7 protein-coding genes are annotated in these 17,519 nt (G+C 61.8%); 4 read left to right on the forward strand and 3 right to left on the reverse strand.

Going from position 1 to position 17,519, the window contains the following annotated elements; genetic code table 11:
- Nucleotides 1-2 precede the first annotated feature (2 nt).
- From F3J45_RS27330 to F3J45_RS27345, 4 genes are all read left to right on the forward strand, one after another.
- Nucleotides 3-1,274 carry an aminotransferase class V-fold PLP-dependent enzyme gene (locus F3J45_RS27330; protein WP_167070377.1) on the forward strand — a complete coding sequence of 424 codons (1,272 nt, stop codon included), beginning with the start codon at nt 3-5 and terminating at the stop codon, nt 1,272-1,274.
- A 14-nt stretch (nt 1,275-1,288) separates the two neighbouring features.
- A complete protein-coding gene (locus tag F3J45_RS27335; RefSeq protein WP_167070379.1) occupies nt 1,289-2,149 on the forward strand; it encodes a formylglycine-generating enzyme family protein in 861 nt (286 codons plus the stop codon).
- A gap of 242 nt (nt 2,150-2,391) precedes the next feature.
- Nucleotides 2,392-4,044 (forward strand): cyclic peptide export ABC transporter, encoded by a 1,653-nt coding sequence (locus tag F3J45_RS27340; protein WP_167070381.1) that lies wholly within the window; start codon nt 2,392-2,394, stop codon nt 4,042-4,044.
- 199 nt (nt 4,045-4,243) lie between these two features.
- Nucleotides 4,244-6,739 carry a TonB-dependent siderophore receptor gene (locus F3J45_RS27345; protein WP_167070383.1) on the forward strand — a complete coding sequence of 832 codons (2,496 nt, stop codon included), beginning with the start codon at nt 4,244-4,246 and terminating at the stop codon, nt 6,737-6,739.
- A gap of 72 nt (nt 6,740-6,811) precedes the next feature.
- Here the strand turns inward: F3J45_RS27345 and F3J45_RS27350 are convergent, their stop codons facing one another.
- The 3 genes from F3J45_RS27350 to F3J45_RS27360 all read right to left on the reverse strand — a co-directional run.
- Nucleotides 6,812-7,756, reverse strand: a complete 945-nt coding sequence (locus F3J45_RS27350; RefSeq protein ID WP_167070385.1) for an alpha/beta hydrolase — start codon at nt 7,754-7,756, stop codon at nt 6,812-6,814.
- Nucleotides 7,757-7,813: 57 nt separating this feature from the next.
- A complete protein-coding gene (locus tag F3J45_RS27355; protein WP_167070387.1) occupies nt 7,814-16,930 on the reverse strand; it encodes a non-ribosomal peptide synthetase in 9,117 nt (3,038 codons plus the stop codon).
- A partial coding sequence (locus F3J45_RS27360; RefSeq protein WP_205300705.1) for a phosphopantetheine-binding protein occupies nt 16,930-17,519 on the reverse strand: 590 nt, incomplete at its 5' end. The genes F3J45_RS27355 and F3J45_RS27360, both read right to left, overlap by 1 nt.

Below are 17,519 nucleotides of genomic sequence, written 5' to 3' on the forward strand. Positions count from 1 at the left end.
CCATGAGCAACCGCCGCACCTTTCTGAAACAGGCCGGCCTGCTGGCCGCCAGCTTGCCCATATTACCCGAAGCCCTGGCGACGGCCGACAAGCCATCCAGTGGTGGCGACAAATGGAAAGCCCTGCGGGAATTGTTCCCGCTCGACCCACAAGTGGCCCACTTCGCGAATTTCCTGGTCACTGCCCACCCACGGCCGGTGCAAGCGGCCATCGACCGCCATCGTGCCAACCTGGACCGCAACCCCGCCGCCCTGATGGACTGGGAAAGCCAATACGAGTGGCAGCGCGAGGACGAAGTGCGCGAATGGGCCGGGCGCTATCTGGACGTGCAGCCGCGCCAGGTCGCACTGACCGGCAGTACCACCGAAGGCCTGGCAATGATCTATGGCGGCCTCACGCTCGACGCCGGCCAGGAAATCCTGGTGACCGAGCATGAGCACTATTCGGTCCACAAGGCCTTGGCTTTCCGTACTCAGCGCCAGGGTACCGCAGTGCGCAAGATTCGGCTGTTCGACACACCCTGGACAGTATCCACCGATCAAGTGCTGGCTACCCTGGAGAAGGCCATCAAGCCCAACACGCGTGTGCTCGGCATGACCTGGGTGCATTCGAGCAGCGGCGTCAAACTGCCGGTGGGAGAGATTGGCGAGCTGGTGCGCCGGCATAACCGTGAACGCAGCGAAGCCGAGCGCATCATCTACGTGGTTGATGGCGTGCACGGCTTTGGCGTGGAAAACGCCCGCTTTTCCGACTTCAATTGCGACTACTTCATCGCCGGCACCCACAAGTGGATGTTCGGCCCGCGCGGCACCGGCATCATCTGCGCCGCATCCACCGGTATGGAGCATCTCACGCCCACTGTCGCCACGTTCTCCCGTGACGAAGACTTCGGCACCATCATGACGCCCGGCGGCTACCATGCCTTCGAGTATCGCTGGGCAGCCGGCGAAGCCTTCAAGCTGCACCTGGCGCTGGGCAAGGCGGATGTGCAGCAGCGCATCCATCAGCTCAATACCCTGCTCAAGGATCGCCTCTGCGAACACCGGCAGATTCAGCTGGTAACGCCGCGCAGCGAACGCTATTCGGCTGGCTTCACGTTCTTCCGGATCAAAGACCGCGACCCCGACGCCGTCTCCGCCCACCTCACTGCAAACAAAGTGATGTGCGATGCAGTGTATCGCGACGTCGGCCCGGTCATCCGTCTGGCCCCCAGCCTGCTCAACGACGAGCAGCAGATCGACCGGGCCATGGCCCTGATAACCCAGCAACTCTGAACAAGGCCCCACTCATGAGCGCACCACTGCATCACCTGACCCTGGCCGCACTGCTGGCCGCCTGCAGCCTACCGACCCTTGCCGCAACGGCCACTGCCAAGCCCGGTACGGTATTCCGGGATTGCGACAAGCTGTGCCCGGAACTGGTGGTATTGCCAGCGGGGACCTTCACCATGGGTACCCCAGCAGACGAAATGGGCCGTCAGGATGACGAGTCTCCCCAGCACCCCGTGACCTTCGCCAAACCTTTTGCCATCAGCCGCTTCCAGGTCACCGCCGGTGAGTGGGCGGCCTACCAGAAGGAAACCGGTATCGTGCTGCCTGATGGTGACGACCGACCGGGCAGACGCTGCACCAACGCCAAGCCCAGTTACAAACAGGGCCCGCGCCAGCCAGCCGTCTGCATGAGCTATTACGACGCCGAGCAATACGTGGCGTGGCTATCGAAGAAAACCGGCCACCGTTACAGCATGGTCAGCGAGGCGCAACGCGAGTACGCAGCTCGCGGTGGCACTACCAAGGCGTTCCCGTTCGAGCCTGACGCCAACTTTGAAATCAGCAAGAACTCCAACGTCTATGGCCCCAAGGATGGTTTCAGCTACAGCTCACCGGTGGGCAGCTTTCCTCCTAACGCCTTTGGCATGTACGACATGCACGGCAACGTCTACGAATGGGTTGCGGACTGCTATCACGACAGCTACGCAGGGGCCCCCAGTGACGGCAGCGCATGGAAAGACAGCGATTGCAAATTGGTGAGCATTCGCGGCAACGACTGGGGCGAGGCCCCCATATTCTCGCGCTCGGGAAACCGCAACAATGCCTTCGCCAACAACCGCGGCGACTGGTTGGGCTTGCGCGTGGCACGCGAGCTCTGAGGCGCCGGCCGGCGGTAAATTCTCCCCTGCCCGGCTCGTTCCTATCGGTGTACTTGCGCAGGACAAGGGGCGCCCGGCGGCCTCCCTACCCACCATCCGAGGAACCGCAACCATGACCCCGACTTCACTTCCGGGAAACACCTACGTCCTCACCAGCATCGGCTCACGCCTGCAAGCATGGGCCGACTACAACCTGAGCAACCCCTTGCTCAGAGCCTGCGTCTGAAAACGGGAATCTTTCGATGAGCATTCAACCCCGCGGGGCCGTGCGCGAACTGCTGGCCCTGCTCCAGCCCTTCTGGCCTGTAGTGCTGGTGTCAATCATCCTCGGGATGATCGGTGGCCTCAGCGTCACCGCGCTCTTGGCCACTATCAACAACGGGCTGCATAGCCAGGACGGATTCGGGCCCGACCTGGTACTGGGCTTTGCAGGGCTGTGTACCATGGCCTTGGTCAGCACCATCCTTTCCGACATCGGCACCAACTATGTCGGCCAGCACATCATCGCTCAGTTGCGCAAACAGCTGGGCGAGAAAGTGCTGTCGGCACCGATCGAGCAGATAGAGCGCTTTCGCAGCCACCGCCTGATCCCCGTGCTGACCCACGATGTCGACACCATCAGCGATTTCGCCTTCGCCTTCGCGCCGCTGGCGATCTCGCTGACCGTCACGCTGGGGTGCCTGGGTTATCTGGCCGTGCTGTCCTGGCCGATGTTCCTGATGATGCTGACCGCTTTGGCCCTCGGCACCATCGTCCAATATCTGGCAAGGGCAAGGGGTATTCGTGGTTTCTTCCAGGCCCGCGACGCCGAGGACCGCTTGCAAAAGCACTACCACGGCATCGCCGAAGGCGCCAAGGAACTGCGTATTCATCGCCCACGCCGGCACCGGATGTACCGCGACGGCATCTGCCACACCGCCGACGAAATTCGCAACATTCAGATGCGCTCGATCAATACGTTCGTCATCGCCAAAAGCATCGGTTCGATGCTGTTCTTCGTCGTGATCGGCATGGCATTGGCGCTGCAGACGCTATGGCCCAATTCCGACGCAACAGTGATGAGCGGCTTCGTGTTGGTGCTGTTGTACATGAAGGGACCACTTGAACATCTTGTCGGTACGCTACCGATCGTCAGCCGCGCGCAGATCGCCTTTCGCCGTATCGCCGAGTTGTCCGAGCAATTCTCCTCGCCGGAGCCCCACCTGCTGATTCAAGACAGCGCGGCACCTGCCAACGCGGTGAACAGTCTGGAACTCAAGGATGTCAGCTTCACGTTCGCTGCGCGCGAGGGCGTGCAACCTTTCCATTTGGGCCCGGTCAACCTCAGCTTCAAACGAGGTGAAATCACCTTCATCGTCGGTGAGAACGGTTGTGGCAAAACCACCTTGATCAAGCTGCTGCTGGGCTTGTACGTGCCGCAACAAGGGGTGGTCAACGTCAATGGCCAGGCCATCACCGATCAGGATCGCGACGATTACCGGCAACTGTTCACCACGGTATTTGCCGACTACTACCTGTTCGACGACGTACTGTTGGGCGACCGGCAGATTCCGGACACCGCCAGGCATTACCTGGAGCGCCTTGAAATCGCCCACAAGGTAGATATCCGAGACGGCCGATTCACCACCACCGACTTGTCTACCGGGCAGCGCAAGCGCTTGGCACTGGTCAACGCCTGGCTCGATGAACGCCCCGTACTGGTGTTCGACGAATGGGCCGCGGACCAGGACCCGACATTCCGCCGGGTTTTCTACACCGAGCTGCTTCCCGAGCTGCAACGCCTGGGTAAAACCATCATCGTGATTTCGCACGATGACCGGTATTTCGACGTCGCCGACCAGCTGGTGCGTCTGCATGCCGGCCAGGTGCATAGCGAACGGGCTGCCTTGGCCTGACGATCGACGCGCGGGCAATCGCCCGCGCGCTCAAGCAGCGCGATTTCCACCCGCCCTCCTGCCTTGCACAAGACCGGCATGAACCGGCTGGCTGCAGAACAACTTTTTTTCAGAATTGTTTCCGGTTTTGCAGCAGAGCTGCGTCATATTGAAGAAGAATAATTCTCATTGATAATTACAGCACTTACGGAAGCCACAGATGCACAACAGATCATCGAAAACCAGCAGCCGAGCACTGCTCTCCCGTCCCGCTTCTCAACCTTTGCTAGCCCTGAGCACTGCCCTGCTGATGGCCTGCGCGGGTCAGGCGCACGCCGAACTGGCCAACCTCGACATCCCATCTCAACCTTTGGCTACGGCGCTACAGACACTGGGCAAGCAAGCGCAGTTACAGATTCTCTACAGCCCTGATTCGGTGAAGAATGTCCGAACTGTCGCGATCAAAGGGGAGATCGACAGTATCGAGGCACTCAAGCGCCTGATCCAAGGTACCGGGCTGCGCTACAACGTCGACGGCAACACGGTCACGCTGATGGCGCCATTGGAAAGCAATGCGCATCAGATCCAACTCGAATCCACCTCGGTAACCGCTGCAGGGCTTGGCTATCAAACCGAGAACTCCGGTTCCTATACCACCGGCGCGGTATCGGTAGGCGGTAAAACACCCGTCGCATTGCGTGAAATCCCTCAGTCCGTCTCGGTGCTGACTCGCCAGAACATGGAAGACCAGGGCATCACCAACATGGAGCAGGCGCTGGACAAACTGACCGGCGTGACCGTGGTTGGCGGCAATGGCGTCGACACCAAGTTCTACTCACGGGGCTTCGAAGTCACCAGCGTGCAGACTGACGGCGGCGCACCGGGCATTCGCCAGCAGAACTACCAATCGCTTCCAGACATGGCCATGTACGATCATGTCGAGATTCTGCGGGGCTCCGATGGCCTGTTCAGTGGCACCGGCGAACCCGGTGGCACGCTGAACCTGGTGCGTAAGAAGCCCTTGGCCTACAACCAGATCAAGACCACCACATCGGCAGGCAGCTGGGACAACTATCGCCAGGAAGTGGATGTGACCGGCCCTATCGCCTTCGAGGGCAAGCTGCGGGGTCGCGGGGTCTTCGCGGTTGAGGACCGTGACTATTTCTACGACACCACCAACAGCAAGAAAGAGATCTATTACGGCATATTCGAAGCCGACCTTACCGACGATACCTTGCTGACCTTCGGCGGTAGCCATCAATGGCGCAAGATCAAAGGTTATTGGGACAGCGGCCTGCCGCGTTACAACACCGGCGCGGACATCGGCCTGTCTCGAGACACTTCGCTGGCAGCCGACTGGTCAACGGCAAATTACGAAACCAATGAAATGTTCGTGAAATTGGAGCACAGCTTCAACGAACAATGGAAAGCCAACGGCAGCTACACCCGCTATCACCAAGACATCTCGCAGAACATCGGCCAGGCCACCGGCACCATCGACGACGTGACGGGGCGCGGTTCGTTGTTCTCCCGTTGGGGGCGCAACTACAACATCGACCAGGATCTCTACGACGCCAACGTTTCGGGGCGTTTCCAGGCATTCGGACTTGAGCACGAAGTCGTGTTCGGCGTGGACCATCAGGAAACCCGTCGCAGCTTCGAATCGTATCGCCTGGGCATGGCCAACATCCCGGTCAACCCAGCCGCCAACAACATCGGCAGCCAGCCCGAAGGCGCCATGCCAGGAATGTACATCTACTTCCCGGCCTGGAACCAGCGCAAGAGCGGTGCTTACGCCACGCTTCGCGCCCAGCTGGCCGAGCCGCTCAAGCTGATCGTGGGCGCCCGCTATTCCGACTATGACGACAACATCACCAGCGTCACCCCCGCCGACGGCATGGTCTACCCCACCGGAGGCAAGGAAAGCGGTGTCGTCACACCATTCGGTGGCCTGGTCTACAACATCGATGACCAGTGGTCCGTCTACACCAGTTACAGCCAGATCTACATTCCTCAAACCAACTACCTGGGCACCGACCACAGCTCGCTCAAGCCGATGACCGGCGACACCTATGAACTCGGGACCAAGGCGGAACTGTTCGACAAGAAGGCCAACCTTTCGCTCGCGGTTTACTACACCAAGCGCGAAAACGAGGCCATGCTACTCAACTCCGAGACCGTGGTCGGCAACCCATGCTGTTACGAAGCGGGCGGCAAGATCGTGAGCAAGGGCTTCGATGCGGAGATCACCGGTGAACTGCTACCTAACTGGCAGATCGGCGCAGGTTATACCTTCAACATCAACGAACAGGTCAAGACCGGCACCGCCTCCAACCGTGGCAAGCCGCTGAGTTCGCAAACCCCGAAACACTTGCTCAAACTGTTCACCAGCTATCGCCTACCGGGTGACCTGAACAATTGGAAAGTCGGTTTGGGCGCCAACATTCAAAGCCGTAACTACGTCAGCGGCACCTCGACGGTCAAAGACGCCTTCGGCAATAGCGTTACCACGGTCAACCCGTTCTCCTATGAACAGCCTGGCTATGCCGTATGGAACGCACTGGTCGACTACCAGATCGACAAACACTGGAACGCGTCGTTCAACGTCAACAACCTCTTCGACAAGAAGTATTACCAGACCGTTGGCACCAACGCGATCAACAACTGGTATGGCAACCCTCGCGAGTACGTGCTTACCCTGCGCAGTACGTTCTGATCCAACGCCCACTAAAAAGCCAGTCGATCGACTGGCTTTTTCATGTTCAGCGAAACGCCGCAGTGGCAGTTTTCACTGCAGATAACGCTTCAGTGCATCGACCATCTCGTCGTAAATCTCAAGCACGGCCGGTACCACCGCAGACATCCGCAAGAAGTCATGAGTCAGCCCCGCATACTCCACCAACTCAACCGTCACACCCGCTAGTCGCAGCTTCTGCGCATAGGCCAGGCCCTCATCGAACAATGGATCGAAACCCGCCAGGCCGATCCATGCGGGCGCACTGTGCTCCAGCTGTTCGGCCAACAGCGGCGAGAAGCGCGGGTCGGCGCGATCTTCCGGCTGACGCGCATGGCAGTCGTAGAACCACTCCAGGGTCGAATCTTCGAGTAGGTAACCTTCGGCGAACAACTCTCGCGATACGTGCCGCTGGCTGGCGTCAGTCATGGGGTAGCAGAGTAACTGCAAGCGCGGACGAATTCCCTCGAAGCCAGGTAGGCCCGCCTGCTGCGCAAGCACGGTGGCAAGGCTTGCGCCTACGCTGTCTCCGGCAAACGCAACCCGCGTGGTATCCAGGCCCAACGCCGGTCCCTCAGTGGCAAGCCAGCGCAGTGCGCGCTGCCCGTCTTCGAGGGGTTGCGGAAAACGATGCTCCGGGGCCAGGCGGTAGCCGACCGACACCACGGCAAAACCTGAACGCTGGCACAATTCCTGGCAGATGCCCTGGTGCGAATCCAGGCTTCCGACCACATAGCCGCCACCGTGGAAGAACACTATCACCGGCGTAGGCGCCGAGCTTCCAGGCCGATACAGGCGCAACGGCAAGCGACTGCCGTCCTCGCGGGTGACGTCCAGATGCACGGGCTCTACCAACGGCGCCGCCCACGACAGCTGGCGGCTGGTGTTTTCGAACAACGCCCGCGCCTGCACCGGCGCCAGGGTATGCAGCGGTGCCTGCTGGACTGGCGCCTGGTCGGCAAGGTCGAGAAATGCACCGATATCGGGGTGTAGGGTCATCAAAGCAATATCCTGCAGCTGAAAACGAAAGCGGGAGGCCTGCCTCCCGCATGAACATCAGACGACACCTGCCTCGCAAACCGAAACGCAGTGCACGATCAATGCTTGCAGTTCGTACTGCAGGCGTTGCATCAAGCGCTCCACGGTCGCCGCCCGATAGCGCCGCGTGCTGTATACACAGCGGATCGACAAACGCCCGTCGTAAACCTGGCCAACCATTTCCAACCAGTTGCCCAGAGGCGCCTCGAGGCTGTAGCAGTCACCCTGGCCTTCCGGTGCCGGCATCAACAGAGCCTTGTCGTCGAAGCTCTGGTCGAACTGGCCGAGGTAGTTGAAAGTAACCCGCGCCGCTGAAGTTTGTGCCATGCGTGCGGCTACTTCAGGCCCGGCCATATGGCGCAGCACGCCATAGCCGATGCCCTTGTCAGGCACAGCCTGAAGCCGCGCCTGTACGCTGCGCAAAGCATCGGCCTCGCTTTGCTCGGGCGGGCAATCCAGGCGTACCGGGAACATCGTGGTGAACCAACCCAACGTTCGACTCAGGTCAAGTTCATCGAACAGATCCTCGCGCCCATGGCCTTCCAACTGCACCCAGGCAGTCGGCGTTGCCGCCCAGTGGCAAATGGCGCGGCCCAACGCCGTCAGCAGCAGATCGTTGATCTGGCTACCGTAGGCAGCCGGCGCACGCTTGAGCAGGTCGCTGGTCTGGTCTGCGTCCAGGGCGAAATGCGCCCCAGCCTGGTAACGCACCTGGTTCTTGCCACGCGGGTTGTCGCACGGGAACAGCTGATCGTTGTCGGGCAGGCATTCGAGCCAGTAGTCCAACTCCCGCGCTGCACGCTGCGCAGCCTGACCCTGTAAACGCTCGACCCAGGCCCGGTAGCTGCTGCTGCGCACCTGAAGATCCGGCGTTTGTCCCCGGCTGCACGCAGGGTAAACCTCTTGTAAGTCCTGCAGCAGGATGCGCCAGGACACTGCATCGACCACCAGGTGGTGAATCACCATCAACAGGCGCTGTTCACCGTTGGCCAGGTCCACCTGCACGAATCGGTACAACGGACCGTTTTGCGGGTCGAGGCTGCGTTGCGCGCGGTTGACGCAGGCTTGCAGCGCGGCCTCGTCATCCGCTTGCTCGCGCCAGAAGCAGTCGCCCAACGGTTGCGCCTGCTGCAGGTCGTAGCTCTGATACCAATGGCCATCGGTTTCGCGAAAGCGCAAGCGCAAGCTGTCGTGCTGCGCGACCACGTACTGCAGCGCTTGCACCAACGCCTCATCATTCAGCGCCTGTCGCGGCCGGAACATCAAGGCCTGGTTGTAGTGGTGGCGCTCGCTCATCGGGCAGTCGAAGAACCACTGCTGAATGGGCAGCAGTGCGAACCAACCCTCAGTGGCCAGCTGCGCGCTGACATCCTCACGCCCCGGAGCCAGGATCTCCTCCCGGGAGAACAGGCCGGCAATGGTCTGCCACCGCATCAGATCACGCAGCTTGAGGTCGATGTCCAGATCAGGGTGATTGCGAACCTTGGAAACCACCTGCAGGCTGAGAATCGAATCACCGCCCAACTCGAAGAAGTTGTCGTGGATACCCACACGCTCGACCTGCAGGGTCTGCTCCCAGATCTGCGCCAGCATGCGCTGAGCAGGGCTGACCGGCGCCACATAGGCCCCCACTTGCACCTCAGGTTCAGGCAGCGCGCGGCGATCGAGCTTGCCGTTGGCGGTGACCGGCAGTTTCTGCATGCCCACCAGGTAGGCAGGCACCATGTAATCGGGCAACTCCTGGCGCAAGCGCTCTTTTAGCCCATCACCGATCTCCCACCCTTCGCTGCCGACTACGTAAGCCACCAGGTGTTTACCGCTGGCCAGCTCTCGGGCGACGACCAAAGCATCGGTAACCCCATCCTGACGGCGCAAGGCCGCTTCGATCTCGCCCAGTTCTATTCGGAAACCACGCAGTTTCACTTGGTGGTCAGCCCGCCCCAGGTAATCGAGGATACCGTCTTCACGTCGCAACACCCGGTCGCCACTGCGGTACTGACGGCTACCCGGCGCACCGAAGGGGTCTGGTACAAAACGTTCGGCAGTCAGCCCAGGACGGCCATGGTAACCCCGCGCGATACCCTCACCGGCGATATGCAACTCACCAGCGATGCCGCTTGGCAACGGTTCGAGGTCATCATCGAGCACATAGAGGGCACGGGCTCCCACGGCTCGGCCGATTGGCGCATAAGCCGCGCCGCATCGGGCCTGTGCATCGGCTTTCCACAACATCGGCGTTACCACTGTTTCCGTAGGGCCATAGCCATTGGTCAGGTAACGAGGGTGCAGCACGCGAGTAATCAACTCGAAGGACGAAGCCGGTACGGCATCACCGCCGCAGCAGTAGATCGCCACTGGCGGCGCCGGCTGCCCGCTGTCGCGCACATGCTCGGCCAGCTGCTTGAGGTAGGCAGGCGGGAAACAAGCAATCGAGATACGCCGTTGGTGCAATACCGCACAGGTCTGCTCGGCCGTCCACAGTTCACCGTCGCGCAGCACCAGTTCCCCGCCGTGGCCAAGTACGCTGAGCCAACGCTCTTGGGCACCGTCGAAGGCGAACGACATGAACAGCAGCTCGCGGGTGTCGGTATCGATCTCGTACAACGCGGCGATCGCCTGGCAATGCATGCTCAAAGGCCCATGGGTCACCGCCACTCCCTTGGGCTGGCCCGTAGAACCAGAGGTATAGATCAGGTAAGCCAAGTGCTCCGGGAGGCAGGCTGAGCGAGGAGGATGAGATGGCAGGCCATCCCAGTCCAGCGCGCCCATATCGATGCAGGCCAGGCCTTGCGGTGCCAACTGTCGGATCGTATCGTCCCGTCCGACCAGCAGCTTCATCGAACAATCCTGGATCATGTAGGCCAGGCGCTCGGCGGGGTAATCGATGTCCAGTGGCAGGTAAGCAGCACCTGCCTTGTGCACGGCCAAAAACGCCACGATGCTGTCCAGTGAGCGCTCCAGGGCGATCCCCACCACCGTCTCAGGCCCAATCCCCTGGGCCAGCAAGACATGCGCCAGCGCGTTGGCACGCTGTTGCAACTGGGCGTGGGTCAACTGGCCTTCGCCGCACCTTACCGCGACGGCCTCCGGGCGCTCCACTGCCTGACGAGCGATCAGCTCGGTGACAGTCACCGGCTCGTGACCGCTCTGGGGCGCACGGCTCCATTGCTCGAATGCCTGCTGCTCAAGCGCCGGCAAGCGTGGCAGGCGCCCCACCGGCCGCTCTGCCTGTTCGGCCAGCGCCTCCAGCGTATGCTCCATGCAAGTACGAATAGCCTCTACTGCCTCGGGCGCAAAGCTCGCACGCAGGTAGAGATACTCGATGGACAGGCGCTGCCCCACCGTCACCGCCAAATCCATCGCGAAGTTGGTGACATCATGGTTGTTCGACTGACCGAACTTCAGTTCGCTTTCACCTGCCTGGCCAAGGCGCTCGTCGATAGGATAGTTCTCGAACACGATGATGCTGTCGAACATCGGTTGACCGCCCATACCCGACCACCGCTGGATATCGGCCAGCGGCGCATGAGCATGATCACGCAGGTCGAGGTTGTAATCCTGCAATTGGGCAAGCCACTGCTTGACCGGTTGAGACGGTTCCACGGTCTGGATGACTGGCAGGGTATTGATAAACAGGCCGAGGGTCTGTTCGGCATTGGCCAGCGACGCGGGGCGCCCTGCCACCGTCGACCCGAAGGCCACGGTGCGCTGCCCGGTGAAGCGCTGCAACACCAACAGCCAGGCCGCCTGAACCAAGGTATTGAGTGTCACTCGGCAGCTCCGACAGAACTGCTGCAAGCGCTCGGTCTGCTGCGGGTCCCAGCTGGAGTACAAGGCCTCGTGCCCAGCCGCCTCGCTGTCATGGCGGGGGTAGATCGCCTGGCTCAGCGCCGTGGGCTCCTGCAACGTGCTCAAGCGCTGTTTCCAGAACTGCTCCAGTTCCTCGCCGGGTTGGCGCTGCAGCCAGGCGATGAACTCGCGATAGCGCGCCGTCGGGCTGGCCACCTGGCCTTCGTGATAATGCTCAAGCACCTCGCCGAACAGCCGGGAACTGCTCCAGCCGTCCATCAGGATGTGATGGCTGGTCCACAGCATCCGGTAATCGTGCTCGCCAGTGCGAATCAGTGTGATGCGCTGCAAGGGTGCACGTGCCAAGTCGAAGCCGAGCGCCCGGTCTGCCGTCGCCAATTCTGCAATAGCGTGCTCGGGTTGCGCCTGCTCGCGCCAATCGAGCAACCGCAGGTCAAGCAGAGCCTGACGTTGAACCACCTGCACCGGTCGCTCGCTGTTGTCAGGCCAATGGAAGCTGGTCCGCAAGATGTCATGCCGGTCGATGGCCGCCTGCCAGGCCTCGCGCAAGCGCTCGACCTGCAAACCATGAATCGGCAAGTCGACTTGGTTGATGTAAAACGCAGACTCGCTGTCAGCTTCACTGTGCAGCAGCATGGCCTGCTGCATCGGCGACAGAGGATAGATGTCTTCGATCTGCCCCGCCGAAATCGGCAAGGCGTCAAGTTGCTGCTGGTCGAGTTCGGCCAATGGAAAATCAGACGGCGTCACACCTGCGGTTTCTGCATCGCAGCAGTGGCCGATCAGTTCAGCCAGCTGCCGGGCATAGGTGTCGGCCAGCGCCTGCACGGTTTCTTCACGGTACTGCTGGCAGCTGTACGACCAGGTCAAGCTGAGTTCGCCAGCGTACACCCGGCCATTGAGCACCAGCCAGTTGGCCATCGGTGATGCACCACTCTGTTCAGCACCTGCGTATTCGCCGGACGGTGCGAACAAGGCCTGCTCGTCGGCGGAAAACGCGCCGTCGAACTGCCCCAGGTAGTTGAAGGTAACCCGGGCCTGGGGCAGCTCAGCGAATGCAGCGCGGGTCTTTTCATCGCCCAGGTGACGCAAGGCTGCGAAACTCAAGCCCTTGTCCGGCAGCGCACGGAGCTTCTCCTTGACACCTTTGATCAACGCTCCCGGCAGCGCGTGGTTATCCAACCGCACCGGGTAAACGCTGGTGAACCAGCCAACCGTGCGTACCAGGTCGATATCGTCGAAGAGTTCCTCGCGGCCATGCCCTTCCAGCTCCACCAACACCGCCGAGCTGTCCGCCCAGGCACACAGCGTACGCGCCAGGGCAGCCAGCAGCAGATCGTTTATCTGGGTGCGGTAGGCGACTGGAGCTTCTTGCAGCAGGTGCCGCGTCAGCTCTTTGCCTAGGCGGGTTTCAACGCTGCGGCCATCACTGTTGCGCGGCTGTTCCACCGGCCAATCGCGTGGCAGGTCGGTTTCGACGCCATTGGCCTGAGCCAGCCAGTAGGCTCGATGCTCCATTGCCGCTCCCGTGGCGTAGCCCTGAAGGCGCTGTGCCCAGGCCTGTACCGAGCTGGTCTTGGCCGGCAAGCGTATCGGCCGCTGCTGCAGGGCGTCACGGTAGGCCTGTTGCAGATCCTCGAACAAGATCCGCCAGGAAACACCATCGACCACCAGGTGGTGAATCACCAGTAGCAACCGCTGGCTAGCGTCCGGCAAATCGATCAACACAGCACGCACCAGAGGCCCTGCCTCCAGATCAAGGCTACGCTGGGCTTGCTCGCAAACCTCAAGCAATTGCTCCTGGCGGTCGATACGGCAATACCCCAGTGCAGGCATTTGTTGCCAGGCCAAACGCTGTTGCTGAACACTACGGTGCAGCGCCTGCACGCCTGCCGTTGGGTGGAACGACTGACGCAAGGCATCATGATGAACGATCAGCGCCTGCAATGCCTGCTCCAGGGCGCCTGGGTCAAGGCTGGCAGTCGAACGTAACAGCACCGACTGGTTCCAGTGCTGGCAGTCGACGATCGGCGCCTCGAAGAACCAACGCTGGAATGGCAACAGCGGCGCCCCGCCCTGCACTTCACCCTGGTCGATATCGCTCAGCCCATCGGCCGTGGCGACCGAGGCCAGGCTGCGCACGGTCTGGTGCTGGAACAGCTGCTTTGGCGTGAAATGAATGCCGGCCTGACGTGCGCGGCTGACCATCTGGATCGAAACGATCGAGTCGCCGCCGACTTCGAAGAAGTTGTCGGTGACACCCAACTGGTCGATCTTGAGCACCGCCCGCCATACGTCCAGCAGGCGCTGCTCCCATGCGTTGGCCGGCGCCTGACGGTCATGCGCAGGCTCTGACAGGTCGGGTGCCGGTAGGCGCTTGCGATCCAGTTTGCCGTTGGGGGTCAGTGGCAGGGCCTCCAGAAACACCCATTGCGCCGGGATCATGTAGTCGGGCAGGTCCACCGCCAATACCTTGCGCAACCGCTCTCGCGTCGGCGTAGCCTGCTGTGCGACCACGTAAGCGACCAGCATGGCCCCATGGGGGCCATCAAGCACCAGCACGGCGGCTTCACGCACCTGCTCATCGGCCAGCAGACGTGCTTCGATTTCGCCGGTCTCGATGCGAAAGCCGCGCACCTTCACCTGATGGTCCAGACGCCCCAGGTACTGGATCGTCCCCTCACCGTCGAAGCGCACCCGATCAGCAGTGCGATACATCCGCTCGCCATTGCCGTGCAACGGGTCGGGTACGAAACGCTCGGCGGTGAGCCCGGGGTTGGCCAGATAACCGCGGGTGATACCGCTGCCGGCCAGGTACAACTCGGCGCCGACCCCTACCGGTACAAGGTTCAGTTGCAGGTCCAATGCGTAAGCACGGGTATTGTCCAATGGGTGACCGATGTTGGCTCGCCCACCTGCTTCGCGACAGGTCCAGGTGGAATAGGTCGTGTCCTCCGACGGCCCGTAGAGGTCGTACACCCAGCGCACCTGCGTGCCTTTATACAACGCATCGACCAAGGGCTGCTTCAGCGGCTCGCCCGCCAGATTGACGATACGCACTCCCGGCCCGATGCTGCCCTCGCGCAACAGTGCAGCGATGGCGGATGGGACGGTGTTGATCAACCGTACTTCGTCCCTTGCCGGCAGCTCGGCCAGCTCCAGCGCATTGCGAGCAAGCACGATGGAGCCTCCGAGGCCCAGGGTCACGAACAGCTCCCACACCGAGAGGTCAAAGCACACCGACGTCGAAGCCAGTACGCCTTGCAGGTCGTCGACCGCGTATACCCTGGCCGTCCATTGGCGCAACGCGGCTACGTTGCGGTGACAGATCGCGACTCCTTTGGGCCGCCCGGTCGAACCTGATGTATAGATGACATAGCCGAGGTTATCCGCATGGGCAGTTTCGGCCAGGTCGGTGCCCGCCAGTTCGCTCAGCCATTGCTCCCCAGGCTCGACGCACAGTACCTGGGTGCCCGTCGGCACTGCCAGGCGCTCGATCACGCCCACCTGGCTAATCAGCAGCGGTGCCTGGCTGTTCTCCAGCATGTAGGCGATACGCTCGGCGGGGTAGTCCGGATCGAGCGGCACATAGGCGCCGCCCGCCTTGAGAACGGCCAGCAAGGCTACCACCAGCTCGGAGGAACGCACCATGGCTACGCCGACCCGAACCTCCGGGCCTACACCCAGGCTGACCAGGTGGCGTGCCAGGCGGTTGGCACGTGCGTTGAGCTGGCCATAGCTCAGGCGCTCCAGCCCATTCACCAGCGCCAAGCGCTCAGGGTCACGCGACACCTGCGCCTGTATGGCTGCGTGGATGGTCTGCTCGTGCGAGTCGTGACGCACTTCTCCCTGCCAGCTGATCAGTTGCGCCTGCTGCACCTGGCTATCGAGCAACGGCAAGTCGCATATGGCGAGATGCGGGTCAGCGACGACACCGCGCAGCAGGGTCAGCCAACTTTGCCCCAGGCGCTCGATGGTCGCCGGCTCGAACAGGTCAGTGGCGTAGGTCAGCGCAGCGCTGAGCCCAGATTCGCTTTCGAAGGTGTCCAGGGTGAGATCGAACTGTGCGGTGTGAACCTGCACCGGCATGGTTTCAAGGGTCAAGTCCGCTGCCAGCGATTGCCGTGCTTGCCCCGTGCCGACACGCTGATGATTGAACATCACCTGAAACAGCGCGTTGTGGCTCAGGCTGCGCTCCGGGCGCAGGGCCTCGACCAACTGCTCGAAGGGCAGGTCCTGATGATTCTGCCCCTGGACCACGGCCTCGCGAACCTGTTGCAGGAAGGTGCTGAAACGCTCCCGGCTGTCGACTTGGGCACGCAGCACTTGGGTATTGGTGAAGAAGCCGATCAAGCCCTCGGTTTCGACCCGATTTCGGTTGGCGACCGGCACGCCGACACGTATGTCGTCCTGGCCGGTGTAACGGTGCAACAGCACCTGATAGGCAGCCAGCAGCAGCATGAACAGGGTAACGCCCTGCTCACGAGCGAGCGCATCGAGGGCACCTGCCAGGTCAGTATCGAGTGCCAGGCCATGGCGCGCGCCCCGGTAGCTCTGCTGCGGTGGGCGAGCGAAGTCCAACGGCAACTCCAGGGCGTCGGGTTCGCCGGCCAGCTGGGTGGTCCAGTATTGCAACTGACGGTCGCGCTCGCCTGCCTCCATCCAGCGCCGCTGCCATATGGCGTAATCCGTGTACTGCACCGGTAACGCCGGTAGCCGTGGTTCACGGCCTTCGAGCGCTGCCTGATAGAATTCGATGAGGTCACCCAGCATGACTTTGATCGACCATCCGTCCGAGACGATATGGTGCATGATCACCACCAGCACATGCTCACCGTCACCCAGCCGCGCGACCCCCGCACGCAAGAGCGGTGCATTGGCCAGGTCGAAGGGCTGGCGAGTCAAGCGCTGCACGAAGTCATCGAGCGCTTCGTCCGCGCACACCTGCACCTGCATCTGCACCTGTTCCAGCACTACCTGGGTGGGTGTTCCGTCACGCTGCTCAAGGCAGGTGCGCAGCGCGGCGTGGCGGCCCAGCAGCGCCGTGAAGCTGTGTTGCAGCGCCGCAAGGTCGAGATTGCCAAGCAGGCGCAGCGACAGCGGTATGTGGTAGGCGGCACTGTCGGGTTCAAGCTGCCAGAGGAACCACTGACGCTCCTGGGCATAGGACAGCGGCAACTGCTCAAATTCATCGCTCAGCGCAGGGATCGGAAGCTGCGCGGGCGAGATGCCTTCTGCAAGCATGGTTTGCAGGTAACGTGCTCGCTTTTCCAGGGGTAGCGCAATGAACCGACGGGCGATCCGTGCGGCAACTTGCTTGTCCATCACACTTCCTCCATTTCATCGAGCAGGGACTCGAGCCTGCTGAATTTGTCATCAGTCCCTTGCAGACCATCGTCATTGAACTGAGCGGCGAACGCCGCCAATCGCGGATGCTGGAACAACATCTGCGGCGTTGCCGCCACCCCCAGTTCCAGTTGCAGGCGCGAAACCACACTGACGGCCAATAGCGAATGACCACCGAGTTCGAAGAAGTGGTCTGAACGTCCCACCCGCTCAAGCCGTAGCACGTCCTGCCAGATCGCCGCGATGGCTTGCTCCAGCTCACCTTCCGGGGCGACATACGCTTTCTGCGCCTGGGCCTGCGGGCTCGGCAACTGGCGCCGGTCGAGCTTGCCGTTGGGGCTCAACGGCAAAGCGTCCAGGAACAGCCACTGGGCCGGCACCATGTACTCCGGCAGGCTGCGCGACAACTGCGCCTTCAGCGCCTCGACCGTCGCCTCGCCTACCACGTACGCCACCAGTTGCTGCTCCACCACCAACACCGCCGCCTCGCGCACCTGCGCTTGCTCCAGCAGCCGGGCCTCGATCTCGCCAAGCTCGATACGCAACCCGCGCAGCTTCACCTGGTGGT

The organism is Pantoea sp. Ap-967 (assembly GCF_011752565.1).
Classification (GTDB): Bacteria; Pseudomonadota; Gammaproteobacteria; order Pseudomonadales; family Pseudomonadaceae; genus Aquipseudomonas.